Source organism: Amylibacter sp. IMCC11727, assembly GCF_029854195.1.
Lineage (GTDB): Bacteria > Pseudomonadota > Alphaproteobacteria > Rhodobacterales > Rhodobacteraceae > Amylibacter.
The window spans coordinates 2,161,993-2,182,422 of the sequence record NZ_CP122960.1 but is presented as its reverse complement, the minus strand read 5'-3'; the positions used below and the strand labels follow the sequence as shown (position 1 = coordinate 2,182,422).

Here is a 20,430-nt window from a genome sequence, read left to right as displayed (position 1 = left end):
ATGGCTTTACTGTCACCTTCGCGTCGGTTGCGGCGCACACCTTTTTCTGAGGGCGTAGAGGCCGCAGGGGTAAAGGCATACACGATCTATAATCACATGTTGTTGCCAACTGTGTTTCGTTCTGTGGAGGAAGATTATCACCATTTGAAATCGGCAGTGCAGATTTGGGATGTGTCCTGTGAGCGGCAAGTGGAGCTGCGCGGCCCAGATGCGGGGCGTTTGATGCAGATGCTGACACCGCGTGATTTGCGCGGCATGAACATTGGCCAGTGTTTCTATGTACCGATTGTGGATGAAACAGGGGGTATGTTGAATGACCCCGTGGCGGTGAAGCTGGCAGAGGATCGCTGGTGGATCAGTATAGCGGACAGTGATCTGCTTTATTGGGTCAAAGGCATTGCCAATGGCTGGCGCTTGGATGTGCTGGTGGATGAGCCTGATGTGTCCCCACTGGGTATTCAGGGACCAAAATCAGATGAGCTGATGGCCCGTGTGTTTGGCGATAAGGTGAAAGACCTGCGGTTCTTCCGCTTTGGCTGGTTTGATTTTCAGGGGCGTGATCTGGTGATTGCGCGATCAGGCTATTCCAAGCAGGGCGGGTATGAGATTTACGTGGAGGGCAGTGATATTGGTATGCCCTTGTGGAACGCGCTGATGGAAGCGGGCAAGGATTTGGATGTTCATGCCGGCTGTCCCAATCTGATTGAGCGGATTGAAGGCGGGTTGCTGTCTTATGGGAACGACATGACAGATGACAACACCCCCCATGAATGTGGGCTTGGCAAATTCTGTGATACACAAATGGCCATTGGCTGTATCGGGCGTGATGCGTTGTTGCGTGTGGCCAAGGAAGGGCCGATCCAAATGATTAGCCCTGTGGCCATTCACGGGGATGCCGTACCAGCCTGTGCCGATTGGTGGCCGATCATGGCAAATGGCAAACGCGTGGGGCGGATTAGTTCCGCCACGTGGTCGCCTGATTACAATACAAACGTGTCGATTGGCATGGTGCGCATGACCCATTGGGATGCGGGCACTGCTGTACAAGTAGAAACCCCAGACGGGATGCGCGATGCGACCGTGATGGACAAATTCTGGATTTAAAGGAGACAGATCATGTTTAACGCATTGATGGTAAACAAAGACGACGAAGGCAAAACATCCGCCGCGGTGGAGCAAATTAGCGAAGATCAGCTAATGGACGGCAATGTGACCGTTGCGGTGGAATATTCCACTGTGAACTACAAAGACGGTTTGTGCATTGGGCCAGGGGGCGGTTTGGTTCGCAATTACCCGCATATTCCAGGCATTGATTTTGCGGGTACGGTCGAGAGCTCTTCTGATGATCGCTATAAAGCTGGCGATAAGGTTGTTCTGACAGGCTGGCGCGTTGGTGAAGTGCATTTTGGCGGCTATTCGCAAAAGGCCCGTGTGAATGCGGATTGGCTGGTGCCATTGCCCAAAGGTTTGGACACACGTCAGGCCATGGCTGTGGGGACCGCTGGTTTCACATCCATGTTGGCTGTGATGGCGCTGGAAGATCACGGGCTGAAAGCGGGTGATGGGCCTGTTCTGGTCACGGGTGCTGCTGGTGGTGTTGGTTCTGTGGCGGTGGCTCTGTTGGCCGCGCTGGGCCATGAGGTTGCAGGTGTGACGGGGCGCCCTGAAACGGCGGATTATTTGAAATCCCTTGGAGCGACACAAATCGTGGCCCGTGAAGAAATCAACGAAACCACGAAACGTCCGTTGGAAGCCGAAACTTGGGCTGGCTGTGTTGATGCGGTTGGTGGCGATATGCTGGCGCGGGTGCTGGGCCAGATGAAATACGGCGCGTCCGTGTCTGCGGTTGGTTTGGCTGGGGGCGCTGGGCTGCCTGCGACGGTTATCCCGTTCCTGCTGCGTGGTGTGAACCTGTTGGGGATCGACAGTGTAATGCAGCCTTATGACAACCGCTTGCGTGCATGGGAGCGGATTGCAGCTGACCTGCCGATGGATAAGTTGGAAGCCATGGTTGTGCCTGCGGTTCTGTCTGATTTGCCAAAACTCGGCAAAGACATCCTGAAAGGCCAAGTGCAGGGTCGTGTGGTTGTGGACGTAAACGCCTAAACCGATCTGAGCTGAAAATTTGAATGCGCGGTCTAGGGTCCACAGGCCCAAATAGGCCGCGCATTTTTTGGTCAGGGTGGAAATATGACGGTTTGTCGATCAAAGGTGATCGCGCGTGATTTTGCGCTACGTGGAATTATTGCTACCAAAGACCAAAGCTATTTGTGGATACTGATCATGATGAAACCTCTTTCTTTTGTCTGTGCTGTGATGATGGCACTGCCCAACGTAACGGCAGCCGATGACACATCGGTTGGGTATTATTATCCCGAAATTACCAGTCAGGAGAGTTTCGACCGCGTTCTTGGGCTGGAGTTTACCGCCAGCGCCGAATTGCGCAGTCGGTTTATCACGACACTGACCAAGTCGCGCTTTGAAAGCCCAGCAAACCCGAACTATGTGGTGTTTGCCAAAGGGTCGAACGCACAGAAGTTGATTATTGTGGCCCTTGAAGATGAGGTGTTTGACACAATTTACCGCGCACGGGCCGTGTTGGCACAGCTCACTGCAAACCTGCGTGCTGGGTTGTTCAAAGACGATGAGAAACTGCGAGTGGCGGGTACGTTTTACGATCTGTTGCAGATCATGGAATTCGAAACTCTGGTGATCACGGACGGTAAAACTTGGTCTCATAAGGTGTATTTCGAACGGCCGTGACCAATTTTGGTGGTGATTTTCCCTTGTTTGCCGCCAAAATGGACGTTTTACCATAACGATTGGGCATACTAAGCGCATTTTTGGCTGGATTCGGGCAAAGGCGTTAAAAAAGAGTCAAAATGTCGCAGTCTTTGCTGTTATGGTCGGTCATGTCCCCTTTGCATCGCAGTTGGGGGCCAAGAATACCTCATGGCAAACAAGGGAGAGACTATGTCTATCAAAGAACCACTCACGGAACTTCCGATTAAAACTGCGGACAGCGGTTTTTATCGCGGGTTCAGTGTCGATGTTACGGTGATCAGTAAAGTCATTATTAGTGCGCTGGTTGTCTGGTGTATTTTCTGGCCAACACAAGCAGGTAATGTCCTAGGGAACTGGAACAGCATCATTTTGGCGAATTTCGCCGCTTGGTACATCTGGGTTGTTGCGCTGTTTGTATTGGTGTGTATCGGATTGGCGATCTGGCCAACGGCGGGGCGATTGAACCTCGGCGGACCAGATGACAAACCAGAGTTTTCAAATTTTTCTTGGTTTTCCATGATGTTTGGCGCAGGTATCGGCGTTGGCATGTTGACATGGGCCGTTGCGGAACCTGTGGCGCATTTCGGGTCTAACCCTGAAACGATCATGGGTCTGACCACTGGTGGCGAAGCGGACAATGTGCGTATGGCGTATAAGTGGTCCTTCTTGCACTGGGGTTTGGGCGCATGGGCCTGTTACGCGATTGCGGGTTTGGCCTTGGCCTTCTTTAGCTATCGTCGTGGTCTGCCTTTGACCATTCGGTCATCCCTGACACCGTTGTTTGGCAAGTCTTTGTCTGGCCCTGTGGGGCACATTATCGACATCGTTGCAGTTGTAGCTACCATTTTGGGTGTGGCGCAAACTTTGGGCTTTGGGGTGGACCAGTTCATCGCGGGTCTTGGCCGTATCGGTATTGGTGGTTTGGCACATGGTGCAGAGGCGGTGAATGCCGCGGGTGATAGCATCACGGGCAACCCGACAACATTCGGGATTGTCGTTGCGTTGTTGGTGATTATGGGGGCTTCTACTTTGTCGGCACTGTCAGGCGTTGGCAAAGGGATTAAGTGGCTGTCCAACATCAACATGGTGCTGTCAATTATCCTGTTGGGCTTTTTCATCATCTTTGGTGCCACTTGGTTTGGCGCGACAGCCTTTGTCGTCGGGATTTGGGACTATCTGATCGCACTGCCTGCCATGAGCTTTAATGTTTGGACCTCTGATGGTGTTGAGGGCTCTGTCGCCTTTAAGCTGACACAGTGGCAGGGCTGGTGGCCCGTGTTCTACTGGGCTTGGTGGATTGCGTTTGCGCCGTTCGTTGGGTTGTTCCTTGCGCGTATTTCAAAGGGTCGCACGATCCGTGAATTCGTTCTGGGTGCGATGATCGTTCCTGCGCTGATGTGTTTCGTTTGGTTCGCTTGGGCCGGTGGTACTGCCATTGATCTGGAACTGAATGGCGATGCAGGTGGCGTGATCTTTGATGCGTCTAATGGTGATAAGATTTTCGCCATGACGACCTTCATGCTGGCGCCGATTGCGGAAATTCTGGCCTGGGGTATGTCGTTGTTGATCGTTGTTTTGCTGATGACGTTCTTGGTGACATCTGCTGACTCTGCCGTTTTGATCGTGAACACGATTAACGCTGCGGGTGACGAAGGTCCGAAAGCCCGTCCACACATTCTGTTCTGGGGTGCAGCCCTTGCGCTGGTGGTTGGTGGCTTGCTGATCTCTGGCGGTACGGGAGCGATCCAAACCGCGATGGTGATCGGTGCCTTGCCGTTCTCGGTGGTGATGGTGTAGATGTGCGCTGGTTTGATCAAAGCGATCTTCAATGATGGTCGCCGCGAGGCCGCTGGCGTTGCGACAACCGTGCATGAAGTGCCCGCCGAATAACGATTGGGGTTGAAGCCCCAAGCATTTCAAACAACAGTAAAACCCCGCACCTAGCGTGTGGGGTTTTTCGTATTTGGAGGCAGTGTCATGGCGTTGGATATTGAATTTGTGCGGGCGCAATTCCCCGCGTTTGAGGCCGAAGCGCTGGCAGGGCAGGCGTTTTTTGAAAACGCAGGGGGGTCATACACCTGCCGCCACGTGATTAATCGCCTGACGCGGTTTTATACGGAACGTAAGGTGCAGCCCTACGGTGTTTATGAGCCATCACGGTTGGGTGGCGCAGAAATGGATGAGGCGCGGGATCGGTTGGCGGCGATTATGGGTGTTGCCAGTCATGAGGTGTCTTTCGGACCCTCCACAACGCAAAACACCTATGTTTTGGCGCAGGCTTTTGGGCAGTGGATGGATGCGGGCGATGCAATTATTGTGACCAATCAGGATCACGAAGCGAACTCTGGCCCGTGGCGGCGGTTGGCGGATCGCGGCATTGAGGTCCGCGAATGGAAAATTGATCCTGACACGGGCCATTTGGACGTGGCTGCGTTGCAAAACCTGATCGACGATAAGGTCAAGTTGCTGTGCTTTCCCCACTGTTCGAACGTGGTGGGAGAGATCAATCCCGTGGCCGAGATTTGCGCCATTGCAAAGGCGGCTGGGATTTATACCTGTGTGGATGGGGTGAGTTACGCGCCCCATGGGCTGCCGAATGTGGATCAACTGGGCGCGGATGTGTATTTGTTTTCCGCCTATAAAACTTACGGCCCTCATCAAGGGATCATGGTGATCCGCGAGGGGTTGGGGTTCACGTTGCCCAACCAAGGGCATTATTTCAACGAAGGATCGCTGGAAAAACGGTTCACGCCTGCGGGACCAGATCATGCGCAGGTTGCGGCCAGTGCGGGCATGGCGGATTATATTGATGCGCTATGCGCACATCACGGCGGGGCAGGGGATGCGGCGGCCCGTGGTGCCTTTGCCCATGATTTGATGCGCGATCATGAGATTAGATTGTTGCAGCCCGTATTGGATTATCTGCGGGACAAGAATTCTGTTCGGTTGCTCGGCCCAACGGAAGCAGAGCAGAAAGCGCCAACGGTGGCCATGTTGGCACAGAAATCGGGGGCGGAATTGGCGCAGGACTTGGCCCCATTGGGGGTAAATGCAGGGGGCGGTGATTTTTACGGCGTGCGATGTTTGCAAGGTATGGGCATTGACCCAGATCATGGTGTGTTGCGGGTGAGTTTTGTGCATTACACCCATGCCGCTGAAGTCGAAAAACTGATTGCAGCACTGGACCAAGTTTTATGATCCAAAGCAGGCGCGAGGTCGTAATAGACTTATGACAAATTCTCCCATTTTATGGTGGGTGCGCCGTGACTTACGGCTCGCCGACAATCCCGCCTTGGCCCATGCGGTGGCAACGGGCCGCCCTGTGATCCCTGTGTTCATTCATGATGAGCTGATTGAAAGCCTGGGCGCTGCGCCCAAGTGGCGATTTGGGCTTGGGATTGCGAAATTTGCGGAAAGTCTGGGTGCGGTTGGATCAAAGCTGGTCTTGCGGCGTGGCAAGGCGCTCGACGTCGTAAATGCGTTGATAGAGGAAACAGGCGCAACCGAGGTTGTGTGGTCCCGCGCCTATGACCCGGATGCGATTGAACGTGACAAAGGGGTGAAAGCGGCGCTGAAGGACATGGGAGTCGCCGCAGAGAGTTTTGCGGGCCATTTGATGTTTGAACCTTGGACGGTGGAAACCAAGGCAGGTGGGTTCTTTAAGGTGTATTCGCCCATGTGGCGTGCGGTGAAGGATACGCATGTTGATGCCTGTATCGCTGCCCCTGAAACACTTGCCGCCCCGAAAGATTGGCCCAAAAGCGATGATCTGGATGATTGGCAAATGGGTGCAGCCATGCGCCGTGGGGCCGATGTGGTGGCGAAATACGTTTGTGTGGGAGAAGCCGCCGCCGAAGCGCGATTGATGGAGTTCATCGACAGCGCCGTGGAGCGGTATAAGCAAGAGCGGGATTTCCCAAGTATCGAGGCCACATCGCGGTTGTCTGAAAATCTGACGTATGGCGAAATCGCGCCGCGCCGCATTTGGCATGCTGGGCAAAGGGCCATGGCCGAAGGGGCCAAAGGGGCAGAGCATTTTTGCAAAGAGCTGGTATGGCGCGAATTTGCTTATCACCTTATTTTTCACACGCCCCATATTGTGGAACGCAATTGGCGCGAGGAATGGGATGCCTTTAACTGGCGCGATGACAGCGACGATGCAGAGGCGTGGCGGCGTGGCCTGACAGGGGAACCCATGGTCGATGCGGCCATGCGCGAAGTCTATGTGACGGGCACGATGCACAATCGCCTGCGTATGATTGCTGGCTCTCATCTGACAAAGCATCTGCTGACCGATTGGAAAATCGGGATGAAGTGGTTTGAAGAGGTTTTGATTGATTGGGACCCTGCCGCCAACGCGATGGGCTGGCAGTGGATTGCGGGATGTGGCCCTGATGCAGCCCCGTATTTCCGCGTGTTCAACCCCGAAACCCAAGGGGAGAAATTCGATGGTGCGGGGCGGTATCGCGGTGTATATTTGCATGGCTGGAAAGACGAAAACGGCCAATCACGCACGGCGGATTTCTTTGCAGCCATTCCGAAAAGCTGGGGGTTGAGCGAGGATGATCCACGACCAGAGCGCATTGTGGGCCTGAAGGAAGGGCGCGAGCGGGCGCTTGAGGCGTATTCAGGGTATAAATCGCAAGATTGATATCGGCAGCAACGAAAGGCTTGGCAGGGCAAAAACCTTGGATTAGTCTTTGCAAAAAGAAGAAAACAGGGAGAGATGGATGGCTGTATTTACATCCACTGAGGGACAAAAAGACCTGCCGCGCTATTTCGCGGTGGCGTTCCACCAATTGAAAAAGATTAGAAACGGCGCTTTAGAGATCGCGCTGCCAGATGGGCGTGTGTTTCAGATCAAAGCGGCCAACGCAGGGCCAAACGCGCGGGTGGACATTATCAACCCTGACGTGTTTTCACGCTTGGCCCGCGAGGGGGACATGGGCTTTTCCGATGCGTATCTGGAAGGGTGGTGGACTTCGCCTGATTTGCAAGCGTTTTTGGATTTGGTCTTTGCCAATAACCAAGAAGTGGGCCACGGATTTCCGGGCGGAAAGTTGGTGCAATATTACGAGCGGTTTTTCCACTGGTTGCGCGGTAATTCCAAGGCACAGGCACGTAAAAACATTTCCTATCACTATGATCTGGGCAATGATTTTTACAGCAAATGGCTTGATGAAACTATGACCTATTCTTCGGCGCTGTTTAAAACAGGGCAGGAAGACATGGCCAAAGCCCAGCTGCAAAAATACGAACAGCTGTGTGATGAAATGGGCATGAAAGAAGGCGATCATTTGCTGGAAATCGGCTGTGGCTGGGGCGGGTTTGCCGAATATGCGGCGGGCACGCGTGGGGCCAAGATGACCTGTTTGACCATCAGCCAAGAACAACATGATTTTGCCAAAGAGCGTATGTTTAAGGCAGGTTTGGCCAATAAGGTAGACGTTGTTATGCGCGATTACCGTGACGAAACAGGCACGTATGACGGCATTGCCAGCATTGAAATGTTTGAAGCTGTGGGCGAAAAATACTGGCCCACGTATTTCAAGGCCGTGCATGACCGATTGAAACCCGGTGCCAACGCCAGCTTGCAGATCATCACGATCAGCAACGAACTGTTCCCACAATATCGCAAAACCGTTGATTTCATTCAGAAACATGTGTTCCCGGGGGGAATGTTGCCGAGTCCAAACGCCCTGCGCGAGCAGGTGGATAAGGCGGGTTTGAAGTATCTGAAATCCGTAGAATTTGGTGAAAGCTACTCCATCACGTTGCGCCGTTGGTACGAAACATTTAACGCGGCTTGGCCTGAAATTACCAATTCCACGTTTGATCAACGATTTAAAAATATGTGGGATTTTTATCTTACAAGTTGTGCGTCGGGCTTTCATTATGGCACTACGGATGTGACACAAGTGACAATTCAGCGCCCAAAATAAAAAGGATAGACCGATGCCAACAGCAGCAAAACTGATCGCAGCTTTGGCATTGGCCCTGACGGCTGCTGCGGGGGCGTATGTGTTTATCGGGCAGAATACGGACATTCCGATTGGCGCACGGTTTATCGCAACCAATATGGTCGTTGGCTTTTTCGCAGGCTGGTATTCTCTAGGCAGACGCCCAGGGCACAGCAATTTTTCTGGGGCCTTGTCTGGCGTGCGCAGTCTGGTGTTTTTGCTGATCGGCTCTGGCATGGTGTTTGCGTTTTATTTTGTGTCCCAAAACCTGCAGCAGTTTAAATCTAAGGACATTATGTCCATGCCGTTGGCGTGGATTGAAAAGTCATTTGAATATGTGGTGATGTCGCTGAACCAAGATATCCTGCTTGTCATTGTGATTGGCGGGTTGATTTCGGGTGTTGCAACCTATCAAGCGAGCATTCGCTGGCGGTGAAAGCTGACGGTTCGCGAAAGGCGACTATGAATATTTTCGTTACGGATTTGGGCGTTGCGCAGACGTTGGCGCGGGATTCTGTTTGGAACGCCTGTGTGTTGAATGGTGTGGACCACGACAATGCGGGGTGTGTTGTGCGGGGGCTGGGCAATCTGCACGGATTTTGTGCACGGGTCGATGATCGGGCGGCTTTGGATGCGTATTTCGGGGCGTTTGATGGCGCGTGGGAAACGGTTTCTTCGGATCAGGGTGCGGTTTCGGCCTATGTTATCGAGCGTGATGCGGCGGTATTTACAGATTATGCGCGGCAGGTAGAGCGGTTGGTTGCGCAGGATGTTGTTGCCATTTGCGCCACACCAACAGGGGCCAATCAGCCAGTGCAACGGGCGGGATTGGTGATGAGCGCACGCTCCCGTGTTCGGGCGAAAAACAGCAGCGCACCTGTCGGGGTGCGTGCAGGGTTTGGGGCAGAGGATGTGATGCTGAGCACGCGGCAATTGCCCTATGCAAAGTATTTCGAAATGGAAGATGTGACCCTGCGCCACACGCGGTTTGATGGCACTGTGTCAGCGCCGATCCTGCGATCTGTTTTGCGTGCGGCGGATGCGGTGACAGTGTTGCCTTATGATCCTGTGCTGGATCAAATCGTTCTGGTGGAACAATTTCGACCAGGTGCTTATGTGCGCGGCGATGTGCATCCGTGGGTTTTGGAACCAGTGGCAGGGCGGTGCGATGGGGATGAACCTGTTGAGGAGGTGGCCGAGCGTGAAATGGTGGAAGAAGCAGGCTTAACCCTGCTGTCACTGGAACGCATCGGAGGCTATTATCCATCACCCGGTTGTTTATCTGAATACTTGTATTCATTTGTCGGGCTGGTGGATCTGTCTGATGAACAGGCGGGGGTTCACGGTTTGGAAACCGAAAACGAAGACATTCGCACGCATTTCCTGTCATTTGACGACGCGATGGAATTGATCAGCAGTGGTGAGGCCGACAATGGCCCGTTGTTATTGTCGCTGTATTGGTTGGCGGCAAATCGAGCACGGTTGCGTGAGGCGGCAGGCTGCGCTTGAAACCCCAGTGTGCGGGGCGTATCAAGGGGCAACTCTGTTCTAAGGACCAAACGAATGACCATATATAAAGACCTGCCAAATGCTGTTGGAAACACCCCGCTGATCCGTCTGAATAAGGCGTCTGACATGACGGGTTGTGAAATCCTCGGCAAGGCGGAATTCATGAACCCAGGTCAGTCCGTCAAAGACCGCGCGGCGCTGAGCATTATCAAACATGCTATTGCCGATGGGTCCTTGAAACCCGGGGGCACGATTGTCGAAGGGACCGCGGGGAACACAGGGATTGGTCTGGCGCTCGTCGGGGCGGCGATGGGGTTTAAAACGGTGATTGTTATTCCCGAAACCCAAAGCCAAGAAAAGAAAGACATGTTGATGCTGGCTGGGGCCGAGTTGGTGCAAGTGCCAGCCAAACCTTACCGCGATCCGAATAACTTTGTGCGCTATTCCGAACGTTTGGCGGTAGAGTTGAACAAGACAGAACCGAATGGCGCGATCTGGGCGAACCAGTTTGACAACGTGGCCAATAAACAGGCGCACATCGACACAACAGCGCCTGAAATCTGGGACCAGACGGATGGCAAAATTGATGGATTTATCTGTGCCTGCGGGTCTGGTGGGACGTTGACAGGCATGGCCGAAGGCCTGCGGTCCAAGAACAAAGACGTTAAGATTGGGATTGCTGATCCAGATGGCGCATCCTTGTTCCATTACTTTGCGCATGGAGAGCTGAAAGCCGAAGGTGGTTCCATTGCCGAAGGCATTGGCCAAGTGCGCATCACCAAGAACCTTGAGGGGCTGGATGTGGATTATGCCTATAACATTCCAGATGCCGAAGGCCTGCCGATTGTGTTTGATCTGTTGCAGGATGAGGGGTTGTGCATGGGCCTGTCTACTGGGATCAACGTGGCTGGGGCCATTCGTATGGCCAAGGACATGGGGCCGGGCCACACCATTGTGACGATCCTGTGTGATTACGGGTCACGGTATCAAAGCAAGCTGTTCAACCCTGCATTCCTGAAAGAAAAGGGGCTGCCATTTCCAAAGTGGTTGGATCAGAAACGCACCGATATCCCAACCGTTTTTGAATAACAGATTGTAATGAAACACTTTATTGCAGCCCTTATTCTGCTGGTGGCCTTGCCACTGGCAGGGTTTGCGCAAGATACAACGAACCTGTTTGATGCAGAGGCCTTTTCCAGTACGGCGGAGCGGGCGCAATCGGCAGTGGAAAAGGCCGAAGCTTCGAGTGAAGCGCTGGAGGAATTGCGCAAACAATTGGTTGAGTTTCGCACCCAAGCGACAAACCAGAAATCTTTGGCTGCAAGCAAAGTAACACCTGTTTTTGAACGGCTCCAAGCACTTGGCCCTGCGCCAGCAGAGGGTGAAACCGAAGCCTTTGACGTGGCGAACTTGCGATCGGAATTGAATGCGCAATTGAAACGTGTGCGCGGCCCTGTGGCCGAAGCCGAAGAGGCGTTTCAACGGGCAGATGGGTTGATCAAGCAGATCGACAAGTTGATCCGTGAACGCAACACCGCCGAATTGGTGGCGCAATCCCGATCCCCTTTGGCCCCCGATTTGTTGTCCGAAGCATGGGGTGCCTTGCGGGTTTATGGCACAAATCTGCGGAACGAAATTCAATCGAATTGGGTCAGCCCAACGCGATCTGCTGGGCGGTTGCAAAAGGTTCTGATCGTTGCGGTGTTGCTTGGGGCGGCGCTGTTGTTGTTGGCGCGGTCGCGGCGATGGTCGCGCACTGTTGAAGCGGAGCTGAGCAAAAGTGCGTCCACGCGCACAGTGGCGTTGTTTGGGTTTATCGGTTCCTTGTCGCAATTGGTTTTGCCTGCCATTGGGTTGGCATTGTTGGTGCAGGCACTGTTGATGCTCGATCTGTTTGATCTGCGCGGGTATTTCATGTTGCGCAGTATCGGGATCGCGGGGTTTTCCATCTATTTTGCCAGTTGGCTGTCGCGGTCTTTGTTTGTGGCGGAAACGAACCGACCTGCGCTGATCGCGGTTGAAGATCATCAACGGCGTTCGATGCGGCGATCCTTCCTTGCGTTGGGTTTGATGTTTGCGCTGAACGAGATGTTGGACGCAATGGCGGTTGGTTCAGGGCAGAACCCTGTGATTGTGAAGGCCATTCCGACACTGACATTCCCACTGATTGTGATCGGTGGTATCGCGCTGTTCCGCATTGGACGTGTGGTGGGCCATGCGGCGCGGGCGTCCGCGCTTGAGGATGGGGGCAATCCGTTTTTGGGCCGTATCACATCCATTTTGGGCAATCTGTGTGTGCTAGCTGGTGTGGCAGGCCCAATCCTTGCAGTGATCGGATATGAGGCTGGCGGTGAAATGCTGGTGTTTTCCTCTGCTGCGAGTCTGTTGCTGATCACGGGGTTTTACATCGGATTCCGATTGATCGCGGCCCTGTCTGGCAATGTGTCAGGTGTGGTTGTTGCCGCTGGTGCGGGTGAGGACACACAACGGTATGGGGCGCTGTTCCGCATTTCTGTTGGCTTTATCCTGATCTGTGTGGCGGTTCCGTTTTTGGCCTTGATCTGGGGTGCGCGGGATAGTGACATACAGGAAATTTGGCTGATGTTGCGCGATGGGGTGTCGTTTGGCGATACCCGTATTTCGTTGACGGATTTCCTGACGTTCGTGCTGGTGTTTTCCATTGGTTACACCATCACGCGGGTGCTGCAATCGGCGCTGCGCACGACGGTTTTGCCCAACACGCGGTTGGATGTGGGCGGGCAAAATGCGATTGTCACGGGCACAGGATATATCGGCATTTTCTTAGCTGCGTTGGCGGCGATTACTGCAACAGGATTGGATCTGAGCAATCTGGCGATTGTGGCGGGTGCATTGTCTGTAGGGATCGGCTTTGGCTTGCAAACCATCGTGTCGAACTTTGTGTCTGGGATTATCTTGCTGATCGAACGGCCCATCAAATCGGGCGACTGGATCGAGGTTGGAGCGTATTCGGGTTATGTGCGCAAAATTTCGGTGCGCTCCACCGAAGTTGAAACCTTTGATCGCGCATCCGTAGTGATTCCGAACGCGGATTTGATTGCGGGGGCGGTTACAAACTGGACCCATTCGTCCATGGCGGGGCGGGTGCGGGTGCCAGTTGGGGTGGCCTATGACAGTGATCCGCGTCATGTGGAACGGGTGCTGCGCGAAGTGGCGGAAGCCCATCCGATGGTGCTGCTTGATCCTGCGCCTGCGATCATGTTCATGGGGTTTGGTGCAGACAGTATGGATTTTGAAATTCGTGCGATCCTGCGGGATGTGAATTGGATGTTGTCGGCGAAATCGGACATGAACTTTGCCATTGCCGAGGCGTTCCGCAAAGAAGGCATCGAAATCCCGTTTGCACAGCGCGATGTGTATATCAAAAACTTGGAACAGCTGGGGGCGGGGCGTGCGAAACCGTCAGATGCTGCCGCGTTAGAGCAGGGCATAGAGATGGACACGCGCACCAGCAGTGCGGCGATGGATATGGACGATGCAAGTGATGAGGGCGATCGTTAAAGCCCGTCTATAAAGCGATAGATCACTTTTTGGCCCGCCACGGACCAATGGCCGTTGTGGCCAAGCCCATCCACACGGCGGAAGGTTTTTTTTGATGCGGCAGCGGCGGCGAATATGGCTTCGCCGTGCGTGAAAGGCACCACAGTGTCAGCCGTGCCGTGCATCACCAGCAAGGGGGCGGTGATGTTGGAGATTTGACCCAAGCTGTCCCAATCATCGCGCAGGCCCAATTTTACAGGGAAATAGGGAACCGCTTCGCTGGCGCGGGTTGTGAGTGAGGTGAACGGTGCCTCTAGGATCAGGCCATCGGGTTGATGGAGTGCGGCGAGTTGAATGGCCACGGCAGAACCGAGGCTTTCGCCGTAGAAAACCAGCTTGCGGGGCGTTCCTATGAGCGTGTTTAGTTGGCTGTGAACCAGCAGGCTGTCGGCACGGATGGCGGTTTCTGAAGGGGTGCCCGTGCTTCCAGATGATCCGCGATAGGCCATGGCCACGATCCCGTAGCCACGATCTAGCATCCGATCAAAGCGCGCGGCACGATTATGCAAATTGCCCGCGTTGCCGTGAAAATAGAGGATCGTTGGCTTGCCTAGTGCGGGTTTTGCCGCCCAGACGATCAGGGTTTCGCCGTCAGCGGTGGGCAAGCGATGTTCTGTGATGCGCCGTTCTGGTTGTTCCAATGTGGGGTTGAAAGGATAGATCAGGCTGTTTTGGCCAAACACCAGTGCGATGAATGCTGCGATGTAAAGTGCGACGCCCAAAAGAAGAATGCGTTTCATCAATCACCGATGCGGTAGGGCAGGATGCCACGGCTGTTTGGGTCTACTTGCAAGTGACGTTCCAGTGGCGGGACAGAGCGTTGGTGGCAGTTGTGGCGTTCGCAAATACGGCAGGAAATGCCAATGGGTTCAAAGGCTTGGCGGTTGGTGATGTCAAGGTCGTCTGCATAGACAAGCGCCCCCGCGTGGCGGATTTCGCAGCCCAATCCAATGGCATAGCGCCGTGTTGGGGCGCGGTAGGCACCGCCCGGTTTGGACACATCCCGCGCCAAACACAGGTATTGCAGCCCGTCTGGGGTTTCGGCCAATTGGCGCAGGAATTGCCCCGGTGTTTCAAAGGCACGATGCACGTTCCAGAGCGGGCAGGCCCCACCGAAACGGGCGAATTGCAAGCGCGTGGCGGAGTGGCGTTTGGTGATTGTACCTGCCTGATCGACCCGCACGAAAAAGAACGGAATCCCCTTAAGCCCTGGACGTTGTAGAGTGGACAGGCGATGGGCCACTTGTTCGATGCTGGCGTTGAAGGTTGCAGCGAGGACTTCTAAATCGTGGCGGTTTTCTTGGGCCGCTTGCAAGAATTTTCCATACGGCAGTGTCGCGGCCCCTGCAAAGTAATTGGCAAGGCCGATTTTACAGATGGCGCGGGCTTCGGGCGTGTGAAAGTTGGCGAAGTCGAGCGTGGCTTCGAGCAGATCATCCTGTTCCAAAAGTGCGGTTTGATGGGCAATTTGGAACAGCTGACTGGAGGTGGTGGCTTGGGCGGATAGGGTTAACGTGCGGCTCGCTGGATCGTACTTGCGCAAGCTGCCCGCGCTGTCTGTTTTTAGATGGACGTTGTGTTTGTTTGACAGCCAATCACGGGCCGCGCCCAGCGGGTTTGGGCCAAGAATACCAACGTCAGCTGCATAGCTTTCGGCAACGCGATCTATGCTGTCGATGTAGTTGTCACAGTAGTGAAAGAAATCGCGCACTTCTTCCCACGGAGAGGGGGAAATTGCGCTGTCTTCGCGGCCCAATGCTTCGTCCAACGAGGCGAGCCGTTCTTGGCCTTGGCGATAGGCGCGGTGCAATTCGAGAAAGGCGCGTGCCAATGCAGGGGCGTTTGACGCGGTGAGTTGCATGTCGGCAATTGGCGTTTGAGCATCAGCAAAGACGGGATCGGCGAGCGCTTCGCGCATGTCGGTGACGATGCGTTCTGCTTCGCCTACGCTTAGTTGCGTAACATCAAAGCCAAATTCTTGCGCGAGTGCTAATACCACCGTTGTGCTGACAGGGCGGTGGTTGTTTTCCATCTGGTTCAAATAGGGCAGGGACACGCCGAGTTTGGTCGCAAATTCTTTCTGCGTTAGGTCATGTTTCAGACGGGTTTCGCGGAGCGTGACCCCCGCATAGAGTTTTTGCGCACGCATTGGTAGGTCCCGTTGTTTGCGAGTTTGCCAAAGTCATAAGATCAATTTGCAAACTATGCAAACTGCGGCGTTACATCGTGGGGTGTTCGCCATCTTTGCGCATTTGGTATTCCACGCGGATTGTGTAGATGGCGGCGAGCAAACCAATCAAGGCAGAGGCCAGCATAAACAGGATCAGTGGGGTCGCGCCTGCTTCTTTGCTGAGGAAAATCACCACAAGAGCCGACATGGCACCCCCGCCTGAAGTCATCATGGAACCGCCCAAGCCAGCGGCAGTACCAGCGAGTTTGGGATTGATCGACATCATGCCCGCGCTGGCGGAAGGGATGACCATGCCGTTACCGATGCCAATAAACGCTGTGCAGCCGAAGAATGCGATGGGATGATTAAAGCCGATCTGCACAAGAACGAGGGCGAGGATCATACCAAAGATGGTGACAAGTGATCCGATGGTAAGCATGCGATAGGTGCCCATGCGCACGGCATAGCGTCCAGAAAACAGCGAGCCACAGAAATACCCCATGGGGCCAAAGATGAAATATAGTCCAAGGGTGGAAGGGGTAAGGCCGTAAACTTCGGTTCCGACAAAAGGCGCACCGCCAAGCAAGGAAAAGAACACGCCAGAGGCAAACATATTGGCCAGCGCATACCCCCAGAACCGCCGCGAGGTGAACAGTTGGGGGTAGAGTTTCACCTGTTCGGCCATGCTGGACGATGGGGTGAGGTTGGTTTCCCCCATGTCGCGCACAATCAGGAACAACACAAAAGACCCCAGGATGGCGAGGGTCCAGAACGGGGCGGTCCAGCCAAAGGCTTCTTGTAAGAAGCCCCCGATGGTGGGGCCGAGCATGGGCGCCACGGACATGCCCATGGCGATATACCCCATGAGGCTGGCCGCGTCTTTGCTGCCAGCGATGTCACGGGCCGCCGCGCGAGACAGAACGAAGCTGGCGACAACGACCGCTTGGATGGTGCGGGCTGTCACGAGTGTGGCGGTGTTGGGTGCGTTGGCACAGACAACGGAGGCGAGGATAAAGATGCCAAAGGCCCAAAGCGCGACTGGCCGGCGGCCAAATCGGTCTGACAGCGGGCCGATGATGAGCTGCAAGATGCCGTTCATGAACAAAAAGCCCGATAACAGGAACTGCACCGCCGAAGGGGATGCGCCGAAATAGGATTGGATCGCAGGCATGGAGGGCAGGAAAATGTTCATCGACAGCGCCCCCATGGAGGCCAAGATCACCAACGTAATCATGGTTGGGGGTGTAGAGGGATCGAGAAATCTTGCTCTGGGGAGGCTTTGCATTCCCTTGGGGTATGCCTGTTTTTGGAGGGTGTCCACGGGGAAATGATTTTACGTCGCGGCCCCAGTGTGGCGGGGCCGCGAGATGGTAAATTAAATGAACTCCATATCATTCGCCAAAGCGTCGATATTTGTATCGGTCACCGTGATGCTGTTGCCGTTTCCAAGGTCGATCATTGTGTCCGACCCATCAAACGTGGCGGCTGCGCGGATATCATCAAAGGTGTCAAACCCAGCCACATCAATGATTAGCGTATCGCGGTTGTTTTGGAAATCGCGGATCGTGTCCTGCCCCGAATTACCACGAAAGATGAAATCATCGCGCCCCGATCCGCCTTTTAGCCTGTCGTTGCCCGTGCCCCCATCAAGGGTGTCAGCGCCACGGCCGCCGCGCAGGGAATCATTGCCAGCGCCGCCTTTCAAGGTGTCGTTGTCGCCATGCCCGCGGAGGTAATCGCGCCCATTGCCGCCGTTCAAATCATCATTGCCAGTGCCGCCAAACAGACGGTTGTTGGCAGCATTGCCTTGTAACAGATCGCTGCCAGAGCCACCACGTGCGTTTTCGATCACCGTGCCAAAGGCGATGGAGACGTCTTCATAGCTTCCGAACTGCGAAAACATGCCTTCGCGCAGATCAAGGCGCACATCATTGCTGCGCGAAGACGCGTTGAGCATATCTGTGCCGCCCGCATCCCAAATCGTGTCCATATTGTCGGTGCGGCTGCCTGTGTATTTTGTGTTGCCTGTGCTGGTGGATGTGTTCGCGCCCCACAAATCCTGCAACGCCAGCACGTCATACAGCATCATTGCATCACTATCTTGGCCGTTTTCAGGGTTCCGATCATAGGACATGACGGTGTATTTGTTGTTGTCCTGATCTGCGGGCAATTGGGATGCCCCATCAAACGGGTGTTTCATCCCCAAGGCGTGGCCCAGTTCATGCAGGATCAGGTTGGTGGCATTGGCCATGTTTATGTCGTTGTTAAACAGGGTAAAATTATCAATGCGTGACAATTGCCCGCCGCTGGTCGAGTAGCTGAGCCCGCCGAGCCCTGCGAGCCCAGGAGAGAAGTCCACCTTGCCCACGTTCATGTCGGGGTCATTGCTGCCTGTGACCTCAACAAATTCGACGTTGATCAGGGTTTCGATGTGATCGAGCGCGTCGCGGTAGGCGGCTTTTTCTGCCGTGGACCAAACTTCCCAGCCAGAATATTGGCTGTTGAGATCGCTCGGTTGGCTGTTTGCGTATTGATAGGTGAGGCGAAATGGGTTGGCCGTTGTGCCGCCCGTGCTGTCGAACCCAAGGTTAAACTGCATCGCGTCGATGATCTGTGATTTCGTGAGCATTCTGTCCTCGCTTTGATTGATTGAGGAGGACGGCGTGTCAGCAAACCAATGGTCGCGATAGGGTGTTTACATGGCCCTTTGCAAAGGGGCTGTAACGCGCTGGTTTACGTGTTTCTGCTCGGCTTGGCTGTGCTTATTTGCAAGTTTGCAATTTGATGGTGGGAATAGAAAATGAGTTTGCAAATATGCGAGATGATCCTTTCGCACGTGCAGCATTTCGCGTAAGTTGAGCGGAACTTTGTATCTTTTCGGGAGACTCTACCGTGAACACGATCCTGCAACAACTGGAAGACCGCCGCACAGAAGCCCGCCTTGGGGGCGGTCAGAAGCGCATTGATAGCCAGCACGCCAAAGGCAAATTGACCGCCCGCGAACGAGTTGAGGTTCTGCTTGATGAGGGATCATTCGAAGAATTTGATATGTTCAAATCCCACCGGTGTACCGAATTTGGGATGCAAGAGACCAAATTCGCTGGGGATGGAGTTATCACAGGGTGGGGTACGATCAATGGCCGCCTTGTTTATGTGTTCTCGCAGGACTTCACGGTGTTTGGCGGGTCGCTGTCTGAAACGCACGCTGAGAAGATTTGCAAAATCCAAGAAATGGCCATGCGTAACGGTGCGCCGATTATCGGGATCAATGATTCAGGTGGGGCGCGTATTCAGGAAGGCGTTGCCTCGCTCGCAGGCTATGCGGATGTGTTCCAGAACAATATTCTGGCCTCTGGCGTTGTGCCACAAATCAGCGTGATCATGGGGCCATGCGCGGGTGGTGCGGTGTATTCCCCTGCGATGACCGACTTTATCTTTATGGTCAAAGACAGCTCTTACATGTTTGTGACGGGCCCTGACGTTGTGAAAACGGTGACAAACGAGGTTGTCACGGCGGAAGAGTTGGGTGGGGCGTCCACCCACACCAAGAAATCATCTGTGGCGGATGCGGCGTTTGAAAACGACATGGAAGCGCTGATGGAAGTGCGCCGCCTGATTGATTTCTTGCCGCTCAACAACCGCGAAAAGCCACCGGTGCGTCCGTTCTTTGATGATGTGGAGCGTGCGGAAGAATCCCTTGATACGTTGATCCCAGACAATCAGAACAAGCCTTATGATATGAAAGAGCTGATTGAAAAGATCGCGGATGAGGGAGATTTTTACGAAATTCAGGAAGAGTTTGCCAAGAACATCCTAACGGGGTTCATCCGTATGGAAGGGCAGACAGTGGGTGTTGTGGCCAACCAGCCGATGGTTTTGGCAGGGTGTCTCGATATCGACAGTGCGCGTAAGGGCGCGCGCTTTGTGCGGTTCTGTGATGCGTTCGAAATTCCGATCCTGACGTTGATTGACGTTCCAGGCTTCTTGCCAGGCACCAAACAAGAATATGATGGTGTGATTAAGCATGGGGCGAAACTGCTCTTTGCTTATGGTGAAGCGACCGTTCCAAAGGTGAGTGTGATTACACGCAAGGCGTACGGCGGGGCCTATGTTGTTATGGCGTCAAAACACCTGCGCAACGATTTCAACTATGCGTGGCCAACAGCCGAGATTGCGGTGATGGGCGCCAAAGGGGCGACGGAAATTTTGTATCGTTCCGAGCTTGGGGACGAAGAAAAGGTCGCCAAACGTGTGGCGGATTACGAAGATCGCTTCCAAAACCCGTTTGTGGCGGCGGAAAAAGGCTTCATCGACGAGGTGATCATGCCGCACAACACCCGCAAACGGGTGGCTCGTGCGTTCGCATCGCTGCGGGGCAAGAAGCTGGCGAACCCATGGAAGAAGCACGATAATATTCCGTTGTAATCG

At 54.2% G+C, this 20,430-nt stretch carries 15 protein-coding genes and 1 pseudogene; 12 read left to right on the top strand and 4 right to left on the bottom strand.

What is annotated here, in order from left to right; all coding sequences use genetic code 11:
- The 11 genes and pseudogenes from QBD29_RS10965 (at position 1) to QBD29_RS10915 (ending at position 13,793) form a co-directional block, all read left to right on the top strand.
- A complete protein-coding gene (locus tag QBD29_RS10965; RefSeq protein ID WP_280098135.1) occupies positions 1–1,104 on the top strand; it encodes a dimethylsulfoniopropionate demethylase in 1,104 nt (367 codons plus the stop codon).
- A 12-nt stretch (positions 1,105–1,116) separates the two neighbouring features.
- Positions 1,117–2,106: an acryloyl-CoA reductase gene (acuI, locus tag QBD29_RS10960; protein WP_280098134.1), complete on the top strand. Its 990-nt coding sequence runs from the start codon at positions 1,117–1,119 to the stop codon at positions 2,104–2,106.
- 177 nt (positions 2,107–2,283) lie between these two features.
- Positions 2,284–2,763 (top strand): hypothetical protein, encoded by a 480-nt coding sequence (locus QBD29_RS10955; RefSeq protein WP_280098133.1) that lies wholly within the window; start codon positions 2,284–2,286, stop codon positions 2,761–2,763.
- Positions 2,764–2,973: 210 nt separating this feature from the next.
- Positions 2,974–4,674, top strand: a pseudogene (locus tag QBD29_RS10950) (BCCT family transporter).
- A gap of 87 nt (positions 4,675–4,761) precedes the next feature.
- On the top strand, positions 4,762–5,982 hold the full coding sequence (locus QBD29_RS10945; RefSeq protein ID WP_280098132.1) for an aminotransferase class V-fold PLP-dependent enzyme: 1,221 nt from the start codon (positions 4,762–4,764) through the stop codon (positions 5,980–5,982).
- A gap of 31 nt (positions 5,983–6,013) precedes the next feature.
- Positions 6,014–7,435, top strand: coding sequence for a deoxyribodipyrimidine photo-lyase (locus QBD29_RS10940; RefSeq protein WP_280098131.1), 1,422 nt, complete (start codon positions 6,014–6,016; stop codon positions 7,433–7,435).
- 79 nt (positions 7,436–7,514) lie between these two features.
- Positions 7,515–8,726, top strand: a complete 1,212-nt coding sequence (locus QBD29_RS10935; RefSeq protein WP_280098130.1) for a cyclopropane-fatty-acyl-phospholipid synthase family protein — start codon at positions 7,515–7,517, stop codon at positions 8,724–8,726.
- 13 nt (positions 8,727–8,739) lie between these two features.
- The gene (locus tag QBD29_RS10930; RefSeq protein WP_280098129.1) at positions 8,740–9,180 is read left to right on the top strand and encodes a TrgA family protein; all 441 of its coding nucleotides are present in this window, start codon (positions 8,740–8,742) and stop codon (positions 9,178–9,180) included.
- A gap of 26 nt (positions 9,181–9,206) precedes the next feature.
- Positions 9,207–10,253 carry an NUDIX domain-containing protein gene (locus tag QBD29_RS10925; protein WP_280098128.1) on the top strand — a complete coding sequence of 349 codons (1,047 nt, stop codon included), beginning with the start codon at positions 9,207–9,209 and terminating at the stop codon, positions 10,251–10,253.
- 54 nt (positions 10,254–10,307) lie between these two features.
- Positions 10,308–11,342 (top strand): cysteine synthase A, encoded by a 1,035-nt coding sequence (locus QBD29_RS10920; RefSeq protein ID WP_280098127.1) that lies wholly within the window; start codon positions 10,308–10,310, stop codon positions 11,340–11,342.
- A gap of 9 nt (positions 11,343–11,351) precedes the next feature.
- Positions 11,352–13,793, top strand: coding sequence for a DUF3772 domain-containing protein (locus QBD29_RS10915; protein ID WP_280098126.1), 2,442 nt, complete (start codon positions 11,352–11,354; stop codon positions 13,791–13,793).
- Here QBD29_RS10915 and QBD29_RS10910 read toward each other — a convergent pair.
- The 4 genes from QBD29_RS10910 to QBD29_RS10895 form a co-directional block, all read right to left on the bottom strand.
- Positions 13,790–14,572: an alpha/beta hydrolase gene (locus QBD29_RS10910; protein ID WP_280098125.1), complete on the bottom strand. Its 783-nt coding sequence runs from the start codon at positions 14,570–14,572 to the stop codon at positions 13,790–13,792. The genes QBD29_RS10915 and QBD29_RS10910 overlap by 4 nt on opposite strands.
- Positions 14,572–15,981, bottom strand: coding sequence for a helix-turn-helix transcriptional regulator (locus QBD29_RS10905; RefSeq protein WP_280098124.1), 1,410 nt, complete (start codon positions 15,979–15,981; stop codon positions 14,572–14,574). Before QBD29_RS10905 ends, QBD29_RS10910 begins: the two co-directional genes overlap by 1 nt.
- A 70-nt stretch (positions 15,982–16,051) precedes the next feature.
- Entirely contained in the window at positions 16,052–17,287 is a 1,236-nt protein-coding gene (locus QBD29_RS10900; RefSeq protein WP_280098123.1) for a multidrug effflux MFS transporter, read from the bottom strand.
- 90 nt (positions 17,288–17,377) lie between these two features.
- Entirely contained in the window at positions 17,378–18,631 is a 1,254-nt protein-coding gene (locus QBD29_RS10895; protein WP_280098122.1) for a M10 family metallopeptidase, read from the bottom strand.
- A 263-nt stretch (positions 18,632–18,894) separates the two neighbouring features.
- On the opposite strand from QBD29_RS10895, the gene QBD29_RS10890 reads away from it, so the two are divergent.
- Positions 18,895–20,427 carry an acyl-CoA carboxylase subunit beta gene (locus QBD29_RS10890; protein WP_280098121.1) on the top strand — a complete coding sequence of 511 codons (1,533 nt, stop codon included), beginning with the start codon at positions 18,895–18,897 and terminating at the stop codon, positions 20,425–20,427.
- The last annotated feature ends 3 nt before the right edge of the window (positions 20,428–20,430 follow it).

What these genes read in the sequence shown, in the direction of transcription:
- QBD29_RS10895 (WP_280098122.1), bottom strand. Translation starts at nt 18,631, where the DNA reads ATGCTCACGAAATCACAGATCATCGACGCGATGCAGTTTAACCTTGGG.
- acuI (WP_280098134.1), top strand. Translation starts at nt 1,117, where the DNA reads ATGTTTAACGCATTGATGGTAAACAAAGACGACGAAGGCAAAACATCC.
- QBD29_RS10945 (WP_280098132.1), top strand. Translation starts at nt 4,762, where the DNA reads ATGGCGTTGGATATTGAATTTGTGCGGGCGCAATTCCCCGCGTTTGAG.
- QBD29_RS10910 (WP_280098125.1), bottom strand. Translation starts at nt 14,572, where the DNA reads ATGAAACGCATTCTTCTTTTGGGCGTCGCACTTTACATCGCAGCATTC.
- QBD29_RS10905 (WP_280098124.1), bottom strand. Translation starts at nt 15,981, where the DNA reads ATGCGTGCGCAAAAACTCTATGCGGGGGTCACGCTCCGCGAAACCCGT.
- QBD29_RS10925 (WP_280098128.1), top strand. Translation starts at nt 9,207, where the DNA reads ATGAATATTTTCGTTACGGATTTGGGCGTTGCGCAGACGTTGGCGCGG.
- QBD29_RS10920 (WP_280098127.1), top strand. Translation starts at nt 10,308, where the DNA reads ATGACCATATATAAAGACCTGCCAAATGCTGTTGGAAACACCCCGCTG.
- QBD29_RS10915 (WP_280098126.1), top strand. Translation starts at nt 11,352, where the DNA reads ATGAAACACTTTATTGCAGCCCTTATTCTGCTGGTGGCCTTGCCACTG.
- QBD29_RS10930 (WP_280098129.1), top strand. Translation starts at nt 8,740, where the DNA reads ATGCCAACAGCAGCAAAACTGATCGCAGCTTTGGCATTGGCCCTGACG.
- QBD29_RS10965 (WP_280098135.1), top strand. Translation starts at nt 1, where the DNA reads ATGGCTTTACTGTCACCTTCGCGTCGGTTGCGGCGCACACCTTTTTCT.
- QBD29_RS10940 (WP_280098131.1), top strand. Translation starts at nt 6,014, where the DNA reads ATGACAAATTCTCCCATTTTATGGTGGGTGCGCCGTGACTTACGGCTC.
- QBD29_RS10935 (WP_280098130.1), top strand. Translation starts at nt 7,515, where the DNA reads ATGGCTGTATTTACATCCACTGAGGGACAAAAAGACCTGCCGCGCTAT.
- QBD29_RS10900 (WP_280098123.1), bottom strand. Translation starts at nt 17,287, where the DNA reads ATGCAAAGCCTCCCCAGAGCAAGATTTCTCGATCCCTCTACACCCCCA.
- QBD29_RS10955 (WP_280098133.1), top strand. Translation starts at nt 2,284, where the DNA reads ATGATGAAACCTCTTTCTTTTGTCTGTGCTGTGATGATGGCACTGCCC.